This is a genomic window from Cryobacterium sp. AP23 (assembly GCF_054075385.1).
Genome location: NZ_CM133415.1, coordinates 1,657,479 through 1,676,382 on the forward strand (window position 1 = coordinate 1,657,479; position 18,904 = coordinate 1,676,382).

Annotated in this window: 18 protein-coding genes and 1 tRNA gene; 10 read left to right on the forward strand and 9 right to left on the reverse strand. The window is 68.5% G+C overall.

What is annotated here, in order from left to right; translation table 11 throughout:
* Positions 1 to 5 precede the first annotated feature (5 nt).
* The 4 genes from ACU5E9_RS07860 (at position 6) to ACU5E9_RS07875 (ending at position 3,970) form a co-directional block, all read left to right on the forward strand.
* Entirely contained in the window at positions 6 to 1,025 is a 1,020-nt protein-coding gene (locus ACU5E9_RS07860; RefSeq protein WP_456813064.1) for an iron-siderophore ABC transporter substrate-binding protein, read from the forward strand.
* 71 nt (positions 1,026 to 1,096) lie between these two features.
* Positions 1,097 to 2,086: a FecCD family ABC transporter permease gene (locus tag ACU5E9_RS07865; RefSeq protein WP_456813065.1), complete on the forward strand. Its 990-nt coding sequence runs from the start codon at positions 1,097 to 1,099 to the stop codon at positions 2,084 to 2,086.
* A 40-nt stretch (positions 2,087 to 2,126) separates the two neighbouring features.
* Positions 2,127 to 3,146: a FecCD family ABC transporter permease gene (locus ACU5E9_RS07870; protein WP_456813066.1), complete on the forward strand. Its 1,020-nt coding sequence runs from the start codon at positions 2,127 to 2,129 to the stop codon at positions 3,144 to 3,146.
* A complete protein-coding gene (locus ACU5E9_RS07875; protein ID WP_456813067.1) occupies positions 3,143 to 3,970 on the forward strand; it encodes an ABC transporter ATP-binding protein in 828 nt (275 codons plus the stop codon). The genes ACU5E9_RS07870 and ACU5E9_RS07875 overlap by 4 nt, the downstream gene beginning before the upstream one ends.
* Before the next feature lie 14 nt (positions 3,971 to 3,984).
* On the opposite strand, the gene ACU5E9_RS07880 is transcribed toward ACU5E9_RS07875, so the two are convergent.
* Both ACU5E9_RS07880 and ACU5E9_RS07885 read right to left on the reverse strand, forming a co-directional pair.
* Positions 3,985 to 4,866 (reverse strand): serine hydrolase domain-containing protein, encoded by an 882-nt coding sequence (locus ACU5E9_RS07880; RefSeq protein ID WP_456813068.1) that lies wholly within the window; start codon positions 4,864 to 4,866, stop codon positions 3,985 to 3,987.
* A gap of 105 nt (positions 4,867 to 4,971) precedes the next feature.
* Positions 4,972 to 5,964, reverse strand: a complete 993-nt coding sequence (locus ACU5E9_RS07885) for a LacI family DNA-binding transcriptional regulator (RefSeq protein ID WP_456813069.1) — start codon at positions 5,962 to 5,964, stop codon at positions 4,972 to 4,974.
* Between the two features lie 196 nt (positions 5,965 to 6,160).
* Here ACU5E9_RS07885 and ACU5E9_RS07890 point away from each other — a divergent pair, with 196 nt between their 5' ends.
* From ACU5E9_RS07890 to ACU5E9_RS07900, 3 genes are read left to right on the forward strand one after another with little or no spacing between them, the layout of a single operon-like run.
* Positions 6,161 to 7,114 carry a PfkB family carbohydrate kinase gene (locus ACU5E9_RS07890; protein ID WP_456813070.1) on the forward strand — a complete coding sequence of 318 codons (954 nt, stop codon included), beginning with the start codon at positions 6,161 to 6,163 and terminating at the stop codon, positions 7,112 to 7,114.
* Positions 7,111 to 7,578, forward strand: coding sequence for an RpiB/LacA/LacB family sugar-phosphate isomerase (locus tag ACU5E9_RS07895; RefSeq protein ID WP_456813071.1), 468 nt, complete (start codon positions 7,111 to 7,113; stop codon positions 7,576 to 7,578). Before ACU5E9_RS07890 ends, ACU5E9_RS07895 begins: the two co-directional genes overlap by 4 nt.
* A gap of 38 nt (positions 7,579 to 7,616) precedes the next feature.
* A complete protein-coding gene (locus tag ACU5E9_RS07900; protein WP_456813072.1) occupies positions 7,617 to 8,957 on the forward strand; it encodes an MFS transporter in 1,341 nt (446 codons plus the stop codon).
* A gap of 190 nt (positions 8,958 to 9,147) precedes the next feature.
* Here ACU5E9_RS07900 and ACU5E9_RS07905 read toward each other — a convergent pair.
* The 4 genes from ACU5E9_RS07905 to galU form a co-directional block, all read right to left on the reverse strand.
* Positions 9,148 to 9,223 (reverse strand) — tRNA-Ala (locus ACU5E9_RS07905).
* A 55-nt stretch (positions 9,224 to 9,278) separates the two neighbouring features.
* The gene (locus tag ACU5E9_RS07910; protein ID WP_456813073.1) at positions 9,279 to 10,262 is read right to left on the reverse strand and encodes a hypothetical protein; all 984 of its coding nucleotides are present in this window, start codon (positions 10,260 to 10,262) and stop codon (positions 9,279 to 9,281) included.
* A 54-nt stretch (positions 10,263 to 10,316) separates the two neighbouring features.
* Positions 10,317 to 10,940: a GNAT family N-acetyltransferase gene (locus tag ACU5E9_RS07915; RefSeq protein WP_456813074.1), complete on the reverse strand. Its 624-nt coding sequence runs from the start codon at positions 10,938 to 10,940 to the stop codon at positions 10,317 to 10,319.
* Between the two features lie 114 nt (positions 10,941 to 11,054).
* The gene (gene galU / locus ACU5E9_RS07920; RefSeq protein ID WP_456813075.1) at positions 11,055 to 11,948 is read right to left on the reverse strand and encodes a UTP--glucose-1-phosphate uridylyltransferase GalU; all 894 of its coding nucleotides are present in this window, start codon (positions 11,946 to 11,948) and stop codon (positions 11,055 to 11,057) included.
* Positions 11,949 to 11,999: 51 nt separating this feature from the next.
* Between galU and ACU5E9_RS07925 the strand changes: the two genes are divergently transcribed.
* From ACU5E9_RS07925 to mscL, 3 genes are all read left to right on the forward strand, one after another.
* Positions 12,000 to 12,578: a 5-formyltetrahydrofolate cyclo-ligase gene (locus ACU5E9_RS07925; protein ID WP_456813076.1), complete on the forward strand. Its 579-nt coding sequence runs from the start codon at positions 12,000 to 12,002 to the stop codon at positions 12,576 to 12,578.
* A 58-nt stretch (positions 12,579 to 12,636) separates the two neighbouring features.
* Entirely contained in the window at positions 12,637 to 13,002 is a 366-nt protein-coding gene (locus tag ACU5E9_RS07930; protein WP_456813077.1) for an FmdB family zinc ribbon protein, read from the forward strand.
* Positions 13,003 to 13,089: 87 nt separating this feature from the next.
* Positions 13,090 to 13,572 carry a large conductance mechanosensitive channel protein MscL gene (gene mscL / locus ACU5E9_RS07935; RefSeq protein ID WP_456813078.1) on the forward strand — a complete coding sequence of 161 codons (483 nt, stop codon included), beginning with the start codon at positions 13,090 to 13,092 and terminating at the stop codon, positions 13,570 to 13,572.
* Between the two features lie 198 nt (positions 13,573 to 13,770).
* Here mscL and ACU5E9_RS07940 read toward each other — a convergent pair whose 3' ends face one another.
* The 3 genes from ACU5E9_RS07940 to ACU5E9_RS07950 all read right to left on the reverse strand — a co-directional run bounded on the left by ACU5E9_RS07940 (position 13,771) and on the right by ACU5E9_RS07950 (position 18,866).
* A complete protein-coding gene (locus ACU5E9_RS07940) occupies positions 13,771 to 14,010 on the reverse strand; it encodes a hypothetical protein (protein WP_456813079.1) in 240 nt (79 codons plus the stop codon).
* Positions 14,003 to 17,752, reverse strand: coding sequence for an AAA family ATPase (locus tag ACU5E9_RS07945; protein WP_456813080.1), 3,750 nt, complete (start codon positions 17,750 to 17,752; stop codon positions 14,003 to 14,005). Before ACU5E9_RS07945 ends, ACU5E9_RS07940 begins: the two co-directional genes overlap by 8 nt.
* A 97-nt stretch (positions 17,753 to 17,849) precedes the next feature.
* On the reverse strand, positions 17,850 to 18,866 hold the full coding sequence (locus ACU5E9_RS07950) for a magnesium and cobalt transport protein CorA (RefSeq protein ID WP_456813081.1): 1,017 nt from the start codon (positions 18,864 to 18,866) through the stop codon (positions 17,850 to 17,852).
* Positions 18,867 to 18,904: the final 38 nt, after the last annotated feature.

Genomic DNA, 18,904 nt, shown 5'->3' on the forward strand with positions numbered 1-18,904 from the left:
ATCCTATGTCGATCCCCCGCCTTCTCGGCCTCAGCGTGGCCACAGTTATGACCATCGGGCTTGCCGCCTGCTCCCCCTCCGCTGCGGAGAATTCCGACTCGGATTCGACAGCCAGCGGCGACTTCCCCGTGACCGTCGAGCACGCGCTCGGAGAGACCGTGATCGAGAAGCAGCCCGAACGGGTCACCACGATCGGCTGGGGCAACCAGGACGTTGCGCTCGCACTCGGCGTCGCTCCCGTCGGCGTCGACGACCAGACCTGGTCGATGGACGGCAGCGATGGGCTCGGCGTCTACGACTGGACCCTCGACGCCTACGAGGCGCTCGGCGCTGAGGAGCCGGTGGTGTTCTCCACCGTGGACGGCACCGACTTCGAAGCGATCGCCGACACCCAGCCCGATGCCATTCTCGCGGGCTACTCCGGCGTCACCGAGGAGGACTACGCCACTCTGAGCGAGATCGCGCCGACCGTCGCCTACCCCGATGCCGCCTGGCTCACCCCGTGGCGCGACGTCATCCTCACCGACTCCGCTGCTCTCGGGCTCGCCGACAAGGGCCAGGCGCTCGTCGACGACCTCGACCAGCAGATCGCGGACGCCACGGCAGACTCCGCATTCGCGGGCAAGAAGGCGGCGTTCTTCTACATGACCGCAGCCGACCTCTCCACCATTTCGATCTATGGTCAGGGCGACTCGCGCACGGCCTTCCTCGCCGATCTCGGCTTCGACCTTCCCGACCTTGCCGGTGACGGCGACACCTTCTACCAGGACGTCAGCGCGGAGAACGCCGATCAGCTGGCCGACATCGACGTGATCGTGAGCTACGGCGACAGTGATGAGCTCCTCAAGGCGCTGCAGGCCGACCCGCTGTGGAACACGCTGACGGCCGTGCAGAACGGCGCTGTCGTCTCGGTCGGATCCGGCGATGCACTCAGCGGCGCCGTCACGCCGACCGCGCTGTCGATCCCGTGGATGCTGAAGGACTACGTCGCCCTCCTGGACGGTGCCGTCGCACTCGCGAAGTGACCTCAGTGCACGCAACGGTTGGTGACCGCCGCCGCGCCCCCGCCATTCAGGTGGGGGCGCGGCGGCGCACTGTGACGATCGCCGGCTTGATCGTCGGCGTCGGCATCGCCATCCTGCTCTCCCTGGCCTTCGGGTCGCGAACCGTCTCGCTGGCGGAGATTGTCGACGGATTGACCTCCTGGGCGCAGGGGCGGACGCCCGCGGACATCGGAGCGATCGCGGTGCAGGGGCGCATCCCACGCACGGTGCTCGCCATCATGGCCGGCGCAGCGCTCGCACTGTCGGGGGCGCTGATGCAGGCGATCACCCGCAACCCCATCGCCGACCCCGGCATCCTCGGAGTGAACACCGGCGCCGCGCTCGCGGTCGTCTGCGGAATCGCATTCTTCGGGATCACCTCGCCGTACCAGTACCTCTGGCTCGCCCTGGGTGGCGCCGTCCTGACCGCGATCTTCGTCTACAACGTCGGCTCGGTCGGACCCGGCGGCTCTACGCCCATCAAACTGGCGCTCGCGGGAGCGGCGACCACGGCAGCGCTGTCCTCCCTGGTCAGCGCGGTCCTGCTGCCCCGCACCGCAGCGATGGACACCTTCCGCTTCTGGCAGGTCGGCGGCGTCGGCGGAGCCGACTGGGGCACGATGGCGGTCATCTCCCCCCTGCTCGTGGCGGGGACCCTGGTCGCATTCATCTGCGCACCCGCGTTGAACGCACTTGCCCTCGGTGACGACGTCGCCGTGGGGCTCGGCGTGCGCATCGGCCGCACCCGGCTGCTCGCCGCTGTCGCGGGTGTGGTGCTCTGCGCCGCTGTCACCGCGGTCGCCGGTCCCATCGCCTTCGTCGGCCTCATGGTCCCGCACGTGGTGCGGATGCTCGTCGGCCCCGATCAGCGCTGGATGCTGCCGCTCTCGGCACTGGGCGGCGCGATGCTGCTGACGCTCGCCGACACGATCGGGCGTCTCATCGGCTACCCCGGCGAGACGGAAGCGGGCATCGTCACCGCCTTCATCGGCGCTCCGGTCCTCGTCCTCATCGCCCGCCGCAGCCGGATGAGGGCGCTCTGACATGACCTCTCTCCCCGCAACGCCCGATCTCGCTGCGCGCATGGCACTGGTCCGTGCCGGCCGCATCCGCCGCTCCCGTCGTCGTGTCATCGTCATCGTCCTTCTCGCCGTCGCGGTACTGGCGCTCCTGGCCGCCATGATGATGCTCGGCAACACGATCTACCCGGTCTCCGACGTACTCGCCGTCCTACGCGGAGAGAGCGTGCCCGGAGCATCCTTCACCGTCGGCACCCTGCGCATCCCGCGGGCGCTCATCGGCGCGCTTGCCGGACTCGCCTTCGGCGCAGCCGGCACGACATTTCAGACAATGCTGCGCAACCCCCTCGCCAGCCCGGATGTGATCGGCATCAGTGCCGGCGCCAGCGCGGCCGCCGTCGTGTGCCTCGTTGTGCTGCACTGGAGCGGCACCGCCACCATGTTCGCCGCTCTCATTGCGGGCGTTGCCACGGCCGCGGCCATCTACTTGGCCGCACGTGGCGGCGAGTCAACCGGCGGCCGGCTCATTCTCATCGGTATCGGCATCGGCGCGATGCTGGACGCGGTCGTCAACTACGCGATCCAGCGGGCGGCGGAATGGGATGTCGCCGTCGCCATGCGTTGGCTCACCGGCAGCCTCAACGGTTCCCGCTGGGAGAGCGTCCTCCCGCTCGGCATCGCCGTGGCAGTGCTGCTGCCCGTGCTCGCCCTGCTCTCGCGACAATTGCGAGCGCTGGAACTCGGCGACGCCGCCGCGACGTCGCTGGGCGTGCGGGTTGACCACGTCCGCATCCTGCTCATCCTCGCCGCTGTCGCCCTCACCTGCTTCGCGACCGCGACCACCGGGCCGATCGCATTCGTGGCGTTCCTTGCGGGCCCCATCGTGAGCAGGCTGGTCGGTCACGGCTCCTCGCTGACCATTCCCGCAGCTCTGATGGGGGCCTGCCTGGTTCTCACCTCCGATCTCATCGGCCAGTTCGCCTTCGACACCCGGTTCCCGGTCGGGGTGATCACCGGCATCCTCGGTGCCCCCTATCTGCTCTTCTTACTGATTCGCACATCCCGCCGCGGAGGATCCTCATGAGTGCACAGCATCGACTGACCGCCGAAGCCCTGGTGTCGGGCTACGGCAGTACGACCATCATCGACGGCGTCGACCTCGAACTGCCGGCCGGCCGCATCACCGTGATCGTCGGGGCGAACGCGTGCGGAAAATCGACGCTGCTGAAGACGCTGGCGCGGCTCATCAAACCGACCAGCGGTGCTGTTGTGCTCGACGGCAAACAGATCAGCCAGCTGCACACCAAGCAGCTGGCACGCACCCTCGGCTTGCTCCCCCAGCAGCCGATTGCGCCGGAGGGCATCGCCGTCGCCGACCTCGTCGGGCGCGGACGGCATCCGCACCAGAAGCTGTTCCGCTCCTGGACCACGGACGACGACCGGGCGGTCGTGGAAGCGCTGGAGGCGACCGGGGTCGCCGACCTCGCCGACCGCAGCGTCGACGAGCTCTCCGGTGGCCAGCGACAGAGGGTGTGGATCGCTATGGCGCTCGCCCAGGAGACCGATATCCTGCTGCTGGACGAGCCGACGACGTTCCTGGACATCGCCCACCAGGTCGAGGTCCTCGACCTGCTTACCGACCTCAACCACCGTCGAGGCACGACGATCGTCATGGTGCTGCACGATGTGAACCTCGCGATCCGCTACGCGGACACCATCGTGGCGGTCAAAGACGGCAAGGTGCTCGCCATGGGCGATCCATCCGAGGTCGTCACGAGCACGCTCATAGAAGAGGTCTTCGGCCTCCCCAACAGCATCACCGCCGACCCGGTGTCAGGCAAGCCGATGGTCACACCGATCGGACGGCACCATGTCGCTGAGATCGAAGCGATGAAGCGTCCGTCCTAGGTTCGCCCCCGGTATCAGCTCGCCGACTGCTCCAGGGTCGTTACAACGCGCTCGGCCATCCGATCCGCCTTGAAATGATCGTCGGCGGTGATCGTGACCACCGCGTCGCCGAGGAAGACCAGGAGCTGTCCGTACGCACCATGCAGACGCCATGCAGCGCCGGGCCCACCCCAGCCGGAGAGCGCATAGCGCCGGTATGCGGGCCCAGTTTCCGGCCCCCGTTCAAACCAGTCGGTGTGCATCGCCTGCACCCAGCGCGGGGATACGATGCGCTGTGACTGCCATACCCCGTCGTCGCGGATGAGCTGCCCGATCCGTGCCAGCTCAGCCGTGCGCAGGTGAAGCCCCCCTCCTGCCAGGATCCAGCCGTTCGGGCAGCGCTCCCACGCAGGCGCATCGATCGCCAACGGTCCGAACAAGCGCTGATCGAGCCACTGGGGCACGTCACCCACAACGGACTGCAGCGCCCGCATCGCGGTGTAGGTGCTCGCGTTGGAGTATTGGAAGACCCGTCCTCGTGATGGACGGCTGAGAAACTCGCGCGCGAGGTCGGGCCAGTCCGTCATCATCGTCTCCGACCACGGGAAATCGATCCCGCTCGTCATCGTGAGCAGATGCCGCAGCGTGACACCCTCGACGCCCGCTCCGAGTTCTTCGAAGTCCGGCAGGTAGGCCGCTACCGGCGCATCAATATCGAGCCGCCCGTCATCGGCTGCGATCCCGATCGCGAGAACGCAGACGCCCTTGGCAGCCGAGTGAACATCCCGGCGGTCATCATCGCTCCAGTGATACTCGGCGCTCTCGTCGTCGATGAGGACGTGCACGGCGTGCGCGGCGAAGCCGTCCTCCTCGGCGATGGCCACAAGGCGGTCTACGATCAGCTGCGCTCGACTCATCTCACCATTCTGGTGCGTGTGCGAGTCTCGCACATCAACGCCTCGACGAGCCACGTAAAGGCATGATTGCTGTCGGTCTGAGGGAACGGCCCGCCGGGCCAGCGGCTACGGGAGTCCCGCGGAGCGGTCGACGAACTCGGTCGCGACCCGCTGCGACTGCGCCTCGCGCCCCTCGATCAGGTCGACGAGCCGGGCGACGCCGAGGCGTCCGATCGTCGTCGCATCATTCCGCACCGCGCTGATCGGCGGCGACGCGAACTCGAACCAGTCGAGATCATCGAAGGAGACGATCGCGATCTGCTTCGCCCACTCGCTGCCGAGGCGTTCCCGGAGTGCGCGCACGACTCCCAGCGTGGTGGGACCGTTCGCGCCGAAGACGATGGTCGGCTGCACGCCACGATCGAGGATGCGGTGCATCGCCTTCGCCGCGCCGCCGGGCAAGAAGTCGCCGGTGTCGATCAGCGCCTCGTCCATGCTGAGGCCATGCGCCTCACGGCCCGCCCGGAACGCGGCCAGGCGTTCGGCTCCGGTGGAGATCGTCGACGGCCCACCGACGAACGCGACATCGCGGTGCCCCTGCTTCTGCAGCCAGTCGAGCACGCTCGCGACTCCGCCAGCGTTGTCAGTGCCAATCATGGGGGCATCGAGTCCGGCAACGGTGCGGTTCATGAGAACGAGCGGCAGGCCGCTCGCGCGCTGGGCCGCGACTTGCCGTGACAGACCGCCCTGAGGGGAGAGCAGCAACCCGTCGATGCGCTGTGAGGCAAAGATACGCAGGTACTCGTCGACCTGAGCCTGGTCTTCGTTGGCGTTCGCGAGCAGCACGGTGTAGCCCAACCGGCCAGCCTCCTGCTCGGCCGCGTGGGCGAGTTCGGAGAAGAACGGGTTGCGGATGTCTGACACCAGGAGACCGAGCACATCGGTCCGGGCACGGCGTAGCGAGCGGGCCGGCCCGTTGGCGATGTAGTTCAGCTCGGCCGCCGCCGCCAGCACCCGCGACCGCGAATCCGGCGACGTTTGGCTGCTGCCCGTGAGTACGCGCGAGGCAGTGCCGAGCGCGACCCCGGCCCGAGCCGCCACATCCTTGATTGTCGCCACAGACCCACTCCTTGACGGAAACGTTCCCATCTTGGCACGCGTAATCGATAGGAGCAAAGGTCTGCCCGAGCCCCGACGACCCCGTGGGGTCCAGAACTCCGACCTTGCAATTGCCCGGGCCGTCATGCATCATTGGTCTCATTGCACTCGTGGAAACGTTTCCACGGGACCGATCAACGACACAAGGAGGTGGACGATGCCCGGCACGGTTTTTGTCTTCGGCAGCATCAACGCCGACACCAGCTACAGAATGACGACCCTCCCGATGCCCGGCGAGACCGTCATCGCAGCCACAGCGAGCACCTCGCCGGGCGGCAAAGGCGCCAACCAGGCGATCGCGGCAGCGGCCGCCGGCGCCATGACCCGCATGATCGGCGCGGTCGGAGATGACGCGGAGGCGGCCGCCCTGCTCGCCGCGCTCACGGCGCGCGGTATCGACACCGCCTCAATCGCGACACGCCCCGGCTTCGCCACCGGCCGCGCGATTGTGTGCGTCGACGATTCCGGTGAGAACTCCATCGTTGTCCTGTCCGGCGCCAACACCACACTCGACGCAACTGTGGCCGGGACCGGCCTCGAGGAGATCGCGTACGGCGATGTGCTCGTGCTGCAGAACGAGGTGCCCGCAGCGGCGAACAGGGCGGCCGCCCGTCACGCCCAGGCTTCCGGCGCCACCGTCATCTGGAACGCAGCGCCGGCCCCCGCCACGGCTGCAGACCTGGTGACGGACATCGACCTCCTCGTGGTGAACGAACACGAACTGAAGCAGATCCACGGCCTCCTCAACTTCACCGCCAGCGAGGACAGTTCCGGCGGCGGCGACCTGGCCGGGCTCCTCACCGCGGTTGCTGGGGCGCTGGAAGCTGATGCCATCTGCACACTCGGTCCCGACGGGGCGATCTACGACGTCGCCGGGCAGGTCGGTCGGGTTCCGGCTCCGACGGTACGCGCCATCGACACGACGGCTGCCGGCGACACTGTGGTCGGCTACCTCGCCGCGCACTCGGCGCTGCCCGTGGAGGAACGGCTCCACCTCGCTGCCAGCGCCGGCGCCCTCACCGTCACCCGGGCCGGCGCATCCTCTTCCATCCCCCACCTCACCGACGTCGAGCGGATGCTCGTCGCCCTCACCGAAAGGACACCCGCATGATCGTTGCCGTAGGAGCAGACCACGCCGGCTTCCCCGTCAAACAGCGCGTCATCGACGCCATCGAGCGACTCGGCCATACCGTGATCGAACGTGGCGCCACGAACACGGATCCGGTCGATTTTCCCGACGTCACACAAGACACCTGCGCTCCCGTGCTCGACGGCACAGCGGACCGCGCCGTTCTTGTGTGCGGAACGGGCGCAGGGGCCATCATGGCCGCCAACAAGATCCCCGGCATCCGCTGCGGCCTCGCCAACGAGTCGTACTCCGCCCACCAGGCGGTCGAGCACGACGACGCGAACGTCATCGCCCTTGGCGCCTGGCTGGTTCCGCCCGCCTTCATCGACGACATCGTGCAGCAGTTCCTCGCCGCAACCTTCGACGACGACGAGGACACCCGCCGCCGCGTCGATAAGTTGAACGCCCTCGACCTCCTCCGCCCCACACGCATCCCCGTTCGTTAAGACCAACTCGTTTTACCCTGATCAAAGGAGATCCACCCATGACAACCACCATCACGCCCCCGGCAACGCAGAAATCTGCGCTGGGATCGAAGGACCGCAACAAGACGGCCATCGCCGCGGCACTGGGCACGAGCGTAGAAAACTACGACTTCATCGCCTACGGCACCGCCTCCGCCCTGTACTTCAGTGCGGTCTTCTTCCCCGAGAGCGACCGATTCATCGGCACGTTGCTCTCCTTCGCCACTCTCGCGGTGGGCTTCCTGATGCGCCCCCTCGGCGGCGCGGTCGGCGGTTACCTCGCCGACAAGTTCGGTCGCAAACCGGTGCTTGTCGGCGCGATGCTGGTGATGGGCGGCGCGACGTTCCTGATCGGGCTCCTCCCCACCTATGCCCAGATCGGCGTCATTGCGCCGGTTCTCCTGGTCATCATCCGTATGATCCAGGGACTCGCCTTCGGTGCGGAGTGGGGCGGGGCCATCACCATGGCCTACGAGCACGCGCCATGGAACCGACGCGGCATGTACGCCGCCATCCCCCAGTCCGGCAACCCGCTCGGCATCGCACTGGCAAGCGGAATGTTCCTCGTCTGCGCGAACCTCGAGGGCGACCTGGCCTGGCGCATTCCGTTCCTCCTCAGCGCCGTTCTCGTCGTCGTGGCCCTGGTCGTGCGTTCGCGCCTGTCCGAGTCTCCCGAGTTCGAAGCCGCCAAGGCCGAAGGAAAGATCGAGAAGAACCCGTTCACCACGACCCTCCGCCGCGACTGGAGGAGCATCCTCCGCGTGATCGCCCTGCGCATCGTTGAGTCGTTCGCCTACTACTCGACCGCTACCTACCTGCTCAACTACCTCTCCGAGCGCTACCCGGACATCCGCCCCACTGCCCTCGGCGCCATCACCGCGGCCAGCCTGATCGCGATCTTCGTGACCTTCATCATGGGCTCGCTCACCGACCGTGTCGGCCGCAGACCGATCTACATCATCGCCTGCCTCGTCGCGATCCTGTGGGCGTTCCCGATGTATCTGCTCACGAACGACGGCACGCCGGCCCTCGTCATCGCCGTCTTCATCTTCGGCATCGGCGTCATCCACGCGTCGCTCACCGGAGTGCAGGGTTCCCTGCTCACCGAGCAGTTCGGCACCTCGACTCGCACCTCCGGCGCTTCCCTCGGGTACCAGATCGCCGCGGCCATCGGCGGCTTCGCACCGCTGCTGGCGGCACTGCTCGTCGGCTGGATCGGCTGGCAGGGCGCGTCGCTGCTCTACATGAGCGCGGCAGTCGTCGGACTGGTCGGCATCCTCGTGACCAAGGAGACCTTCGGTCGGGCCGAACGCGCCCGGATCAACGCCCTTGTCGCCGAGGAGAAGCGACAGCTCGCCTAATCCCGGCCCCGGACTGGCCGCCCGTCGACGGCCACGTTCCCTCCCGACCAGAGTCGCGGATCCCATGCCCGTCAGGGCCCTGGGGTCCGCGATTCGTCTGTGGGAGTGCGCCGCTCCCGCCGGGGTCAGGGCGCAAAAAAATACTGGCCAGGTCCGGGGTTGAAACCCGACCTGACCAGTATCTGTTCAGTGGTGGAGCTAAGGAGATTCGAACTCCTGACCTTCTCATTGCGAACGAGACGCGCTACCAACTGCGCCATAGCCCCTAACTGCGTATTTACAATATCACGCGGGCCGGATGCTTCGAACCGTTGCCGCCGGTCAGCCGACCGAGCGGCGGCGGCGCAGCACGTCGTCGAGGTCGGTCATGCCCGGCTCGGTGTCGCCGATGATGCCCATGTTGGCGAACCGGCTCGGCGCGGCCTGGGGCGCGGCCTTGGCGGCCGCGGCACGGGCGACCACCGGGCGAGTGATCGGGGTGACCTCGGACGGCGCGATGGCCTCCGCCATGGCCAGGGCCCGGCGCTGCAGTTCCGCTTCCGTGGCGGCCTGACGCAGCGCCGCTGCGGCATCCACCGACGCCATGGCCGCCTGGGCGATGGAGCCCGGCGACAGGTGCAGGGGCTTGGGCAGCGGCTGCGGGGTCCACGGACTGGGCTGAGCGACCGGCGCCTCATCGAAGTGCACCGGTTCGAAGCGCTGCCCGGTGGCGGGAGCGCGGCGGCCCGTCGCGACGGCATCCGGGTTCTCAACCGTGCGCGGTGCGCGGGCCGAGCGGCTCACGGCGGCGAGCCGGCCGAGGGTGGTCAGGGCCAGAACCGCGGCGACGAGCCCGCCGGCGAGGAGGGTCCAGGTTCCCGCGGAGAGCAGGGTGGCGCCGACGACGGCGACGACCAGCCCGATGAGCAGCACGAGCGAGGCGAAGGCGCGCATGGCGCGCAGGCGCTTGGCCTTGCCCGCCGGGGTGAGTGCCTTGGGGCGGGCGGCGGCGGCGCGCAGCACCGCGGCACGGCGGGCGGCCGTGGCGGCGTCGCCGGCGGTTTTCGCGGCGATCCGGGCGTCTTCCTCGGCCTGGGCGAGCAGTTTTTGCTGGGCGGACACACCGCGGGCGTTGGTTTCCACGCGAACCTCCTGGGGGATTTCCGACGTCTCGGCCAGGATGCGCAGGGTCTGCTGCAGTCGCACGGCGTTGCGTTCGGTGGCGAGATACTGCCGACGCCGGGCCCATGTCGGCATGAGGTACGTCACCCAGAGCGCGGCGGCAACCGCCACCATCACTCCCCCACCCAGGACTTCGCTACTCATGCTCCCTACGGTATGAGTCGCGGGACCTTCCGTGCCTGATTACCGGGGGGTGTGTCACTTGTCGGCCACCTGCAGCGGATGCGCCGCGGCCGCCTTGTCGAACTCATTCACGGTGGCCAGACCGGGCGGAACGAGGCCGTCCTGCCAGCGGCGCAACACCCCTCCGCGCACCTCCTCGGCCACCAGGCCGAAGGCGAAGTGGTCGCGCCAGGCGCCGTTGATGTGGATGAAGCGGCGGCGCAGGCCCTCGTACCGGAAACCGAGCTTCTCGACCACCCGCAGGGACGGGCCGTTCTCCGGCCGGATGCAGATTTCCATCCGGTGCAGCCCGAGCTGGCCGAAGCAGTAGTCGGTGGCCAGGGCGACCGCGATCGGGGTGATCGAGCGGCCCGCGAAGGACTCGCCCACCCAGTACCCGATCGAGGCGCTCGACAGCGATCCCCAGGTGATCGACGACACGTTCAGCTGGCCGGCCAGTTCACCGTTGTATTCCACCAGGAACGGCAGCCCGCTGCCGGTGCGCGAGTGCGCGAGCAGGCTGCGGATGCTGGCGCGGGTGTCGAACGACATCGGCGCGTAGGGGCTGGTGGCCTCCCAGGTGCGCAGCCAGGACCGGTTCTCCATCAGCTCACGCTCGAGGGCCCGTGCATCGCGCAACCGGATCGGTCGCAGGGTCACGGCACCGTCACGGAGCGTAGGAATCGCGGTCGGCACGATGAACCCGTCTACTTGGGGGCCGAAGCCCGGTGATGTCCGAATCCTAGTCCGGAGCCGACCCGATGGAGCGTTGCGCTACTCGAGGGTGGCGGTGAACTCCTGCAGCCACGGGCGCAGTTCCTTGCCGAGGTCGTCGCGGTCGACGGCGAGCTGGATGATGGCCTTGATGTAGTCCAACCGGTCACCCGTGTCGTAGCGGCGGCCCCGGAAGATGACACCGTACACACCGCCGGTGGTCTCGGGGTTCACCGCCATCTCCTGCAGGGCGTCGGTGAGCTGGATCTCGTTGCCCTTGCCCGGCGCGGTGTGCTCGAGCACCTCGAACACCTCGGGGCGGAGCACGTAGCGGCCGATGATGGCCAGGTTCGACGGGGCATCCGCGGCGGAGGGCTTCTCGACCAGGCCGGTGATGCGCACCACGTCGGGGTCATCGGTCTTCTCGATGGCGGCGGCACCGTAGAGGTGGATCTGCGACGGGTCGACCTCGAGGAGGGCGACGACGCTCGTGTTGCGGCTGATCTGCTCCGCGAGCATCTTGTCGAGCAGCGGGTCGCGGGCGTCGATGATGTCGTCACCGAGCAGCACGGCGAACGGCTCATTGCCCACGTGCATCTTGGCGCGGAGCACCGCGTGGCCCAGGCCCAGCGGGTCACCCTGGCGCACATAGTGCATGTCGGCGAGGTCGGTGGACTCGTTCACCTTGGCGAGACGGTCACGGTCACCCTTCTGGATGAGCACGGCCTCCAGCTCGGTGACGCGGTCGAAGTGGTTCTCCAGGGCGTTCTTGTTACGACCGGTGATCATCAGCACATCGGTGAGGCCGGCAGCGACGGCTTCTTCGACGACATACTGGATGGCCGGCTTGTCGACGACGGGCAGCATCTCTTTCGGCATGGCCTTAGTCGCGGGCAGGAACCGGGTTCCCATTCCAGCAGCGGGAATGACGGCCTTAGTAATCTGAGTAACCATGGCATTAGGTTAGCGGCATCCCCGCCCTGTTCCGCACCTAGGATGACTTGTATGGACTCTGATATTGAGCACCGAAAGCGGGCGCTCCGCGCAGAGCTCCGGGAGCGCCGCCACACACTGACCGCTGTGGAACGCGACAGCGCCACGGCAGGGTTCACCGAGAACCTGCAGAGCATCGTGCTCGACTTGTCCGCCCGGTCGATCTCCTGCTATCTCTCCGGGCCGACCGAGCCGAACACCCGCCCGTTCGTGAACTGGGCCGAGGCCCGCGGCATCCGGGTGCTGTTCCCCGTCTCCCGCGACGACGGCCTGCTCGACTGGACCGTCGGCGAGGAGGAAACCGAGATCAAGGGACTCTCCGGCGCCCCTGAGCCCAAGGGCGAACTGCTCGGCCCGATCGCGATCAACGACGTCGACCTGATCATCGTTCCGGCGGCGGCGATCGACAAGACGGGCCTCCGGATGGGTTGGGGTCGCGGCTACTTCGACAAGACCCTCGGGTCGATGGAGAAGTGTCCGCCGGTGTACGCCGTCGTCTACGACAACGAGTACGTCGACGAGGTGCCGCGCGAGGTGCACGACCAGCCGGTGAACGGTCTCGTCACCCCCACCCGGATCGTCGTCTTCTAGACTTTCCCCACCGGCGATTGCCGGCCAGCTCCCTCGAACCACGAACCGAAAAGACGCAGTGCCTACCTATTCTTACCGTTGCACCGAGTGCGACACGGCCTTCGACATCCAGCAGGCTTTCACCGACAACACCCTGACCGAGTGCCCCACCTGTGGCGGCAAGCTGCGCAAGGTGTACTCGTCGATCGGAGTCAGCTTCACGGGTTCCGGCTTCTACCGCAACGACTCCCGCTCCGAGTCGACCGGCAAGTCCAACTCGCTGTCGGCCGAGAAGGGCTCCGGCAAGTCGGAGTCGAAGTCGGACTCCACCCCCGCCGCCAAGCCGGCCGAGAAGTCAGCACCGGCCGCGCCGTCGTCGTCCAGCTCTTCGTCGGGTGGGTCGGGTTCCAGCTCGTCCCCGACGCCGGCCCCCAAGTCGTCCTGAATCCGGGTTTCGCCCTCTTCCGGCACGGCGACAGCCTCCGTTAATATCGAGGACGCGGATCACACCCGCCATACGTAAGGAAGAACCATGATCCAAGGCTTCAAAGCATTCATCATGCGGGGCAACGTCATCGACCTCGCCGTCGCCGTCGTCATCGGCGCCGCATTCACCGCCGTCGTCACCGCCATCGTCGAGAATGTGTTCAACCCCCTGATCGGCGCCATCTTCAACGCCGACAGCCTCAAGACCTCGTTCATGATCGGCCTGCCCGGAGGCGGTGACCTGGCGCTCGGCGCGGTGCTCGCGGCCATCATCAACTTCCTGCTCATCGCCGCCGTGGTCTACTTCGTCTTCGTGCTGCCGATCAACCGTATGAAGGAGGCGCAGGAGCGCCGCCTGGCCGCCCAGGCCCCCGGCGTCCAGGAAGCGGCACCCCTCACCGACATCGTCCTGCTCAGCGAGATCCGCGACCTGCTGGCCGCCTCGGCCCGTGCCTCTGCCGTCCCCGCCGCTGCGGCAACCGCCGCCGCCGCGCGTCCCAGCGACGGCACCCCGAAGCACACGCTGTAACCGCACCATCCGCCGGGCCGGCTCGCCGGCGTAGCGCGACTTGCGGCAAAGTGCCCCATGGATGCGCACCAAGGGGGTGTTTTGCCGCATCTCGCGACGGGGTGGTTCGCCGAGTTGCTTCGAAGTGCCCCTTGGGTGCACTCCACGGGGGCTTTTGATGCAAGTCGATGGGTGGACAGCCGCCGAGCGGACGGTGCGCTACCAGTGCGGGGGCTTGTCCTGGCGGAGCCTCGCGTCGTTGGCGCTCGTGGAGGAGCCGTCGCCGGAGGTCTGGCCGCCCTCTTCACGGGCAGCCGGCTCCGGGTTCGGATCGGTGTCCGGGGCCGGGGTCAGGCGCGCCCGACGGGCACCGGTCGACCGCACCACCCGCTGGCGCGGCTCGGCCGCCGACACGGTCTCGGCGGGCGCGGCCGGGTCAGCCGCGGCCGGGTCAGGCACGGTGCGCCGGACCGCCCGACCCGTCGGCCGGCGTGATGCCGGCGAGGGCGGCGACGCGGGCGGCGACCGCGTCCGGGTTGCTGAACAGTTCGAAGCTATGCACCCGCAGGTAGTGCCAGCCCAGGCGCCGCAGCACCTCGGGGCGCAGGCGCAAGGATTCGCGCAGGCTCGCCCGGTTGACCACGGCGTCGGTCTCCACGACCACGGCGCGGCCGGCGTGCGAGGCGGCCAGCGCGAGCTTGCCGCGGTGCCCGAGGGAGACGGTGAGGCCCTTGCGTTCGAGCCGGCGGGCCAGGTCGACGAGCATGGCCTCGCGGGCATCCGGCACGGCCACCTCGTTGCGGCGCGCCTCGGTCTCGGTGAGCACCTGCGAGAGGGCCAGGATGCCATGCCGCTGCCGGTCGGCGTCGATGTCGATGGGACGGAAGCAGGAGACGATGTCCATCGCCCGGCGGGCGCGGGTCATGCCGATCGCGAGCAGGCGTTCGCCGCCCGGCTCGCCGAGCGACCCGAAGTTGCTCAGCAGTCGGCCGTGCGGGGTGCGGCCGTAGCCGATCGAGAAGATCACCCGGTCGCGGCTCTGCGCCACGGCCTGCTCGAGGGTGAGCACCGTGAACGGTTCGGCGCGGTCCTTGAGGATGAAGTCGCTCAGGTCGGTGCGCTTGGCGAACGCGGCGAGCACGGCCTGGTGCACGCGCACGGCGTGCCGGGCGCTGGCGGTGATGACCATCAGGGATTCGCGCGGGCGCTTGACGGCGTGGTCCATGACCAGGTCGACGACCTTGGCCACCTCGGCGTCCACGCTCTCCACCGCGCCGCTGTCCACGTCGGGCATGCCGTGGCCGCCGGCGACGTAGTTGAGGGTGAGGCTGCCGTGACCGAGGAAGCTGCCCGCCCAGGGCAGCGAGTCGATCCGGCCGCCGTAGAAGCGGTGGTTGACCAGCTCGGCGAGGTCCTCGCCGCCGGCCCGGTAGCTGCGGGTGAGGGTGAGGGTCGGCAGCAGCTCGCCGAGGCGGGCCAGGGCGGAGTCGGCGTGCAGGGCGTCGACGTTGGTCTCCTGCGGGATGGGCACGTCGGCCGGTTCCACGATGCCGGTCTCGAACGGGGACGGGGTCTGGGTGACCGGGTCGCCGAACGCCACGACCTGCTTGCCGCGGCGGATGGCGCCGACGTTCTCGGCGAGGGTGGTCGCGCCCGCGTCGACGAGCAGCACGGCGTCGAAGGTCATGCTGTCGTCGAGGGCGGCGACTTCGTAGGGCGAGGCCAGCCAGACGGGCGCGAGCACGCGGCCCAGGTGCGGGGAGACTTCGTTGATGCGGCTGGGGGTGGCGCGGTCGGCGCGCAGCAGGCGGCGCAGCTGGTCTGCCTCCTCCGGCCAGTCGACGACGCCGATCTTCCAGGTCTCGGCGAGCAGCCAGGCCAGGATCTGGCCGGTGCTGGAGGCGTGCGCCTCGTCGACGAGCTTGAAGTCGGCCTCGAGCCGGTCCAGCACCTGGGTGTTGGCGTTCAGCAGGGCCTTGTCGCCGCCCAGCATGACCTCGAGCACCGACTGCCACCAGGCCAGTTCGAGTTCAGCGGCGACATCGCTCTCGGACACGTGCCGCAGCGACAGGTCGGCCATCAGCGGGTCGAGGTTGTGCTCGCGCAGCGTGGCGAGCAGGGCGGTGCGCTCGTGCAGGTTCGCGAGCACCTCGCTGTCGGCGGCGAGGCCCTTGATGGTGTGCAGCAGTTCCCGGATGGGCTGGGAGACCAGCTGGCGGGGCGTGCCGGAGTTGCCGAGCGGCAGGTCGAGCTTGCCGAGGTCTTCGGCGACGCGCTGGAACGCGACGTGCACATCGTTGATGCCGACCGGCACCTCGGGGGTCACGCCGGCGGCGGCGTAGCGCTGCCAGAGGGTGCGCTGCTGCTGGATGCGGCGCAGGCTCTCGTTCATGTCGCTCACGTGCACGCCGGGGCGCAGGTATTCGTCGGCGAGCTTGCGCAGCCGGCGGCGGTTCGCGCCGGTCATCTCCGGCGAGTCCCGGCGGGCGGAGGTCGCGGCGATCAGTTCGGTCAGGGACCGGTCGAAGACGGCGGGCTGGAACCGGTCGAGCGTTTCGCGGATGTCCAGCAGTAGGCGCAGGTAGATGCCGAGCTCGTGCACGGTCTCGAACGGGCGCAACCGGGTCTGGCCGACCAGGTGGGTGGCCCGCTCGAGCAGGCGCGGCAGGTCGGGCGTGTTCAGGCGCTTGGCGAGCTCGTGCGCTGCACCGGCATCCGCGGTGGAGGTGAACGAGGCGCCGTACCAGGGCGAGTCGCCGGGGCCGTAGCGGAACTGGCCGAGGACCGCGGCCTTGATCAGGATCGCGGCGGCGCTGGCCCGGTCGTGGGCGAGGCGCTCGAGGGCGACCCGATCGAGCCGGGCGGTGGTCGACGGCGGGGACGGCAGCTGGGCGAGCCGGGCGAGTTCGCCGAGTGCATCCAGCACCGACACGCCCAGGACCGAATCCTTGCGGGTGAGCGCCGACCGGTAGTCGAGCAGCACCTTGCGCAGGCGCACGAGGGCGTCGTCGACGTCGCCGACCTTGGGCTGCACGCACTTCTCGTTGCGGGTGATCGACTGGATCAGGTCGCGGCGCAGGGTGCGCGGGGTCACGGCCACGCCGGGCAGGCCCACCTGCACGAGGCGGTGGGCGATGCCGTCGAGGCTGGACCGGCGGGCGCTGACCACGAGCACGCGCTTGTGCTGCGCGATGAGCGACCCGATGGCGTTGACGATGGTCTGGGTGCCACCGGTGCCGGGCAGGGTCTTCACGACGAGGGAGTTGCCGGCGCTGATCTGCGCGACGACGTTCTCCTGCTCCGCGTCGGCATCCAGCAGCAGCGTGTCGGTGCCGGGCGGGCGCACGTCCTGCCCGATCGGCATGACCGGGTGGTACGCCATCTCGATGGCGCGCTTGGCGGTGGGGTTGCCGGCGACGGCGTCGAGCACCGGGTGGGTGAGCTTGTGCGCGTCGACGGCCATGGCGCGGCCGACGTCGGCGAACGACGACGCCACCAGGCGCGGGGAGACGTTGAACCAGGGCAGGTGCGAGGTGAGCCCACGCAGCCGGTCGATCACGGGCTGCGGCTTGAACGCTCCGTTGGTCACGGCCAGGGCGACGAACGCATCCGCGTCGAGGGTGATCTGGAACTGGTCGTGCAGGGCCCGGGCGAGTTCGGGGTTGAGGAACGGGGCGCCCTTGAGCTTGAGTTCGAAGTCGCGGCCGTAGCGGCGGATGGCCAGGGGGCGCAGCAGCACCGGTGCGGTGAACTCGACGTCGTTGTGGCGCCACTGGGCCAGGCCGATGGCGAGGTGCACCGATTCGATGCCGCGCATCGACCGCAGCTCGATGCCCTTCTGGGTTATCTCGTTCGCGGCCAGGCGGGCGTTGCGCAGCGCCAGCTCGTCCCGGATGAGGTTGGACAGCAGGGTGGTCTTGCCGGTGATGAACTGGGGCAGCCCGCCGGGGTGGGTGGCGGACAGCTCGATGCGCGAACGTGCACTGTCGCCGAAGTGCAGCAGGGGGGAGTGGCCGCCGACGGCGGCGAGTTCGTCCCGCCAACGCTGCCAGGTGGGTTCGGCGATGTTGCCGGCGACGAGCGCCGGATCACCGAGGCTCACCGAGTCGGGAGACGTTGCACGTCGCGAGTCGGCAGACGGCACGTCGGTGTACTCCGACGTGAAATCGTCATCTTCTGGTTTTCTATCGAGGCGCCACACACCCACACCCTATTTCTCCGGCGGCCGGTTCTCCGTTAGGCCACCCGGGGTTTTCGTGCATTCGCAGGTTTCTGGAGGGTTTCGCCGGCGTCGCAGCCTAGAGCCAACCCTTGCGCTTGAATGCCACGTACAGCCCGAAACCCATGGCGAACATCAGCGCGATCGCGAACGGGTAGCCGAACCGCCAGTCTAACTCCGGCATATGGGTGAAATTCATCCCGTAAATGGTGCCCACAAGGGTGGGGGCGAACAGAATCGCCGCCCAACTGGAGATCTTCTTCACTTCCTCGCTCTGCGCCAGCCCGGTCTCGGACAGCCGGCGGGTCTCGTCGTTCTGCCGTTGCGCGACGAGGGTGCTGTGCACGGTGAGGGCGTTCTGCAGCAGCTGCCGGAACGCATCCACCCGTTCGACGACCCGGATGGTGTGGTCGAGCACATCGCGCAGGTGCCGGTGCAGTTCGACGTCGACGTGGTGGGTCTCGAACGCCTCCTGCAGGGATTCGAGCATCCCGATCAGCGGCTGGGTGGCGCGCTGGAACTCGATGACCTCACGCGACAGCGCGTAGATGCGCCGGGAAACGGCCTGGTCGCCGTCGAAGAGCTGGTCCTCGATCTCGTCGATGTCGTTCTCCAGGCCCGCCACGACGGGTGCGTACTCGTCGATCACCTGGTCGAGGATCGCGTACAGCACGGCCTGCGGGCCGAAGGCCAGCAGGTCCGGCGTCTCCTCGAGGCGGCGACGCACGGAGGCGAGGTCGGGCGATTCGGCGTGCCGGATGGTGACGACGAAGTCCGGTCCGACGAAGACGTGCAACTCGCCGAACTCCACCCGCTCGTCCTCGTCGAGGTACCGGGCGGGGCGCAGCACCAGGAACTGGGTGTCGGCGAAGCGTTCGATCTTGGCCCGCTGGTGGCCCTTGAGGGCGTCCTCGATCGCGAGGTGGTGCAGGCCGAACTCGTCGGCGACGCTCCGGATCTCGTCGTCGGTGGGACGGTACAGGCCGATCCAGGCGAAGCCCTTCTTCTCCTTGAGCACCGTGAAGACATCCTGCAACGTCTCCGGGGTCGCCACCCGGCGGCCATCCACATAGATCGCGTCATCAATCAGCGCCACGGCTGCTCCTCACTCGCGGTACAAGTGTGGCACCGGCC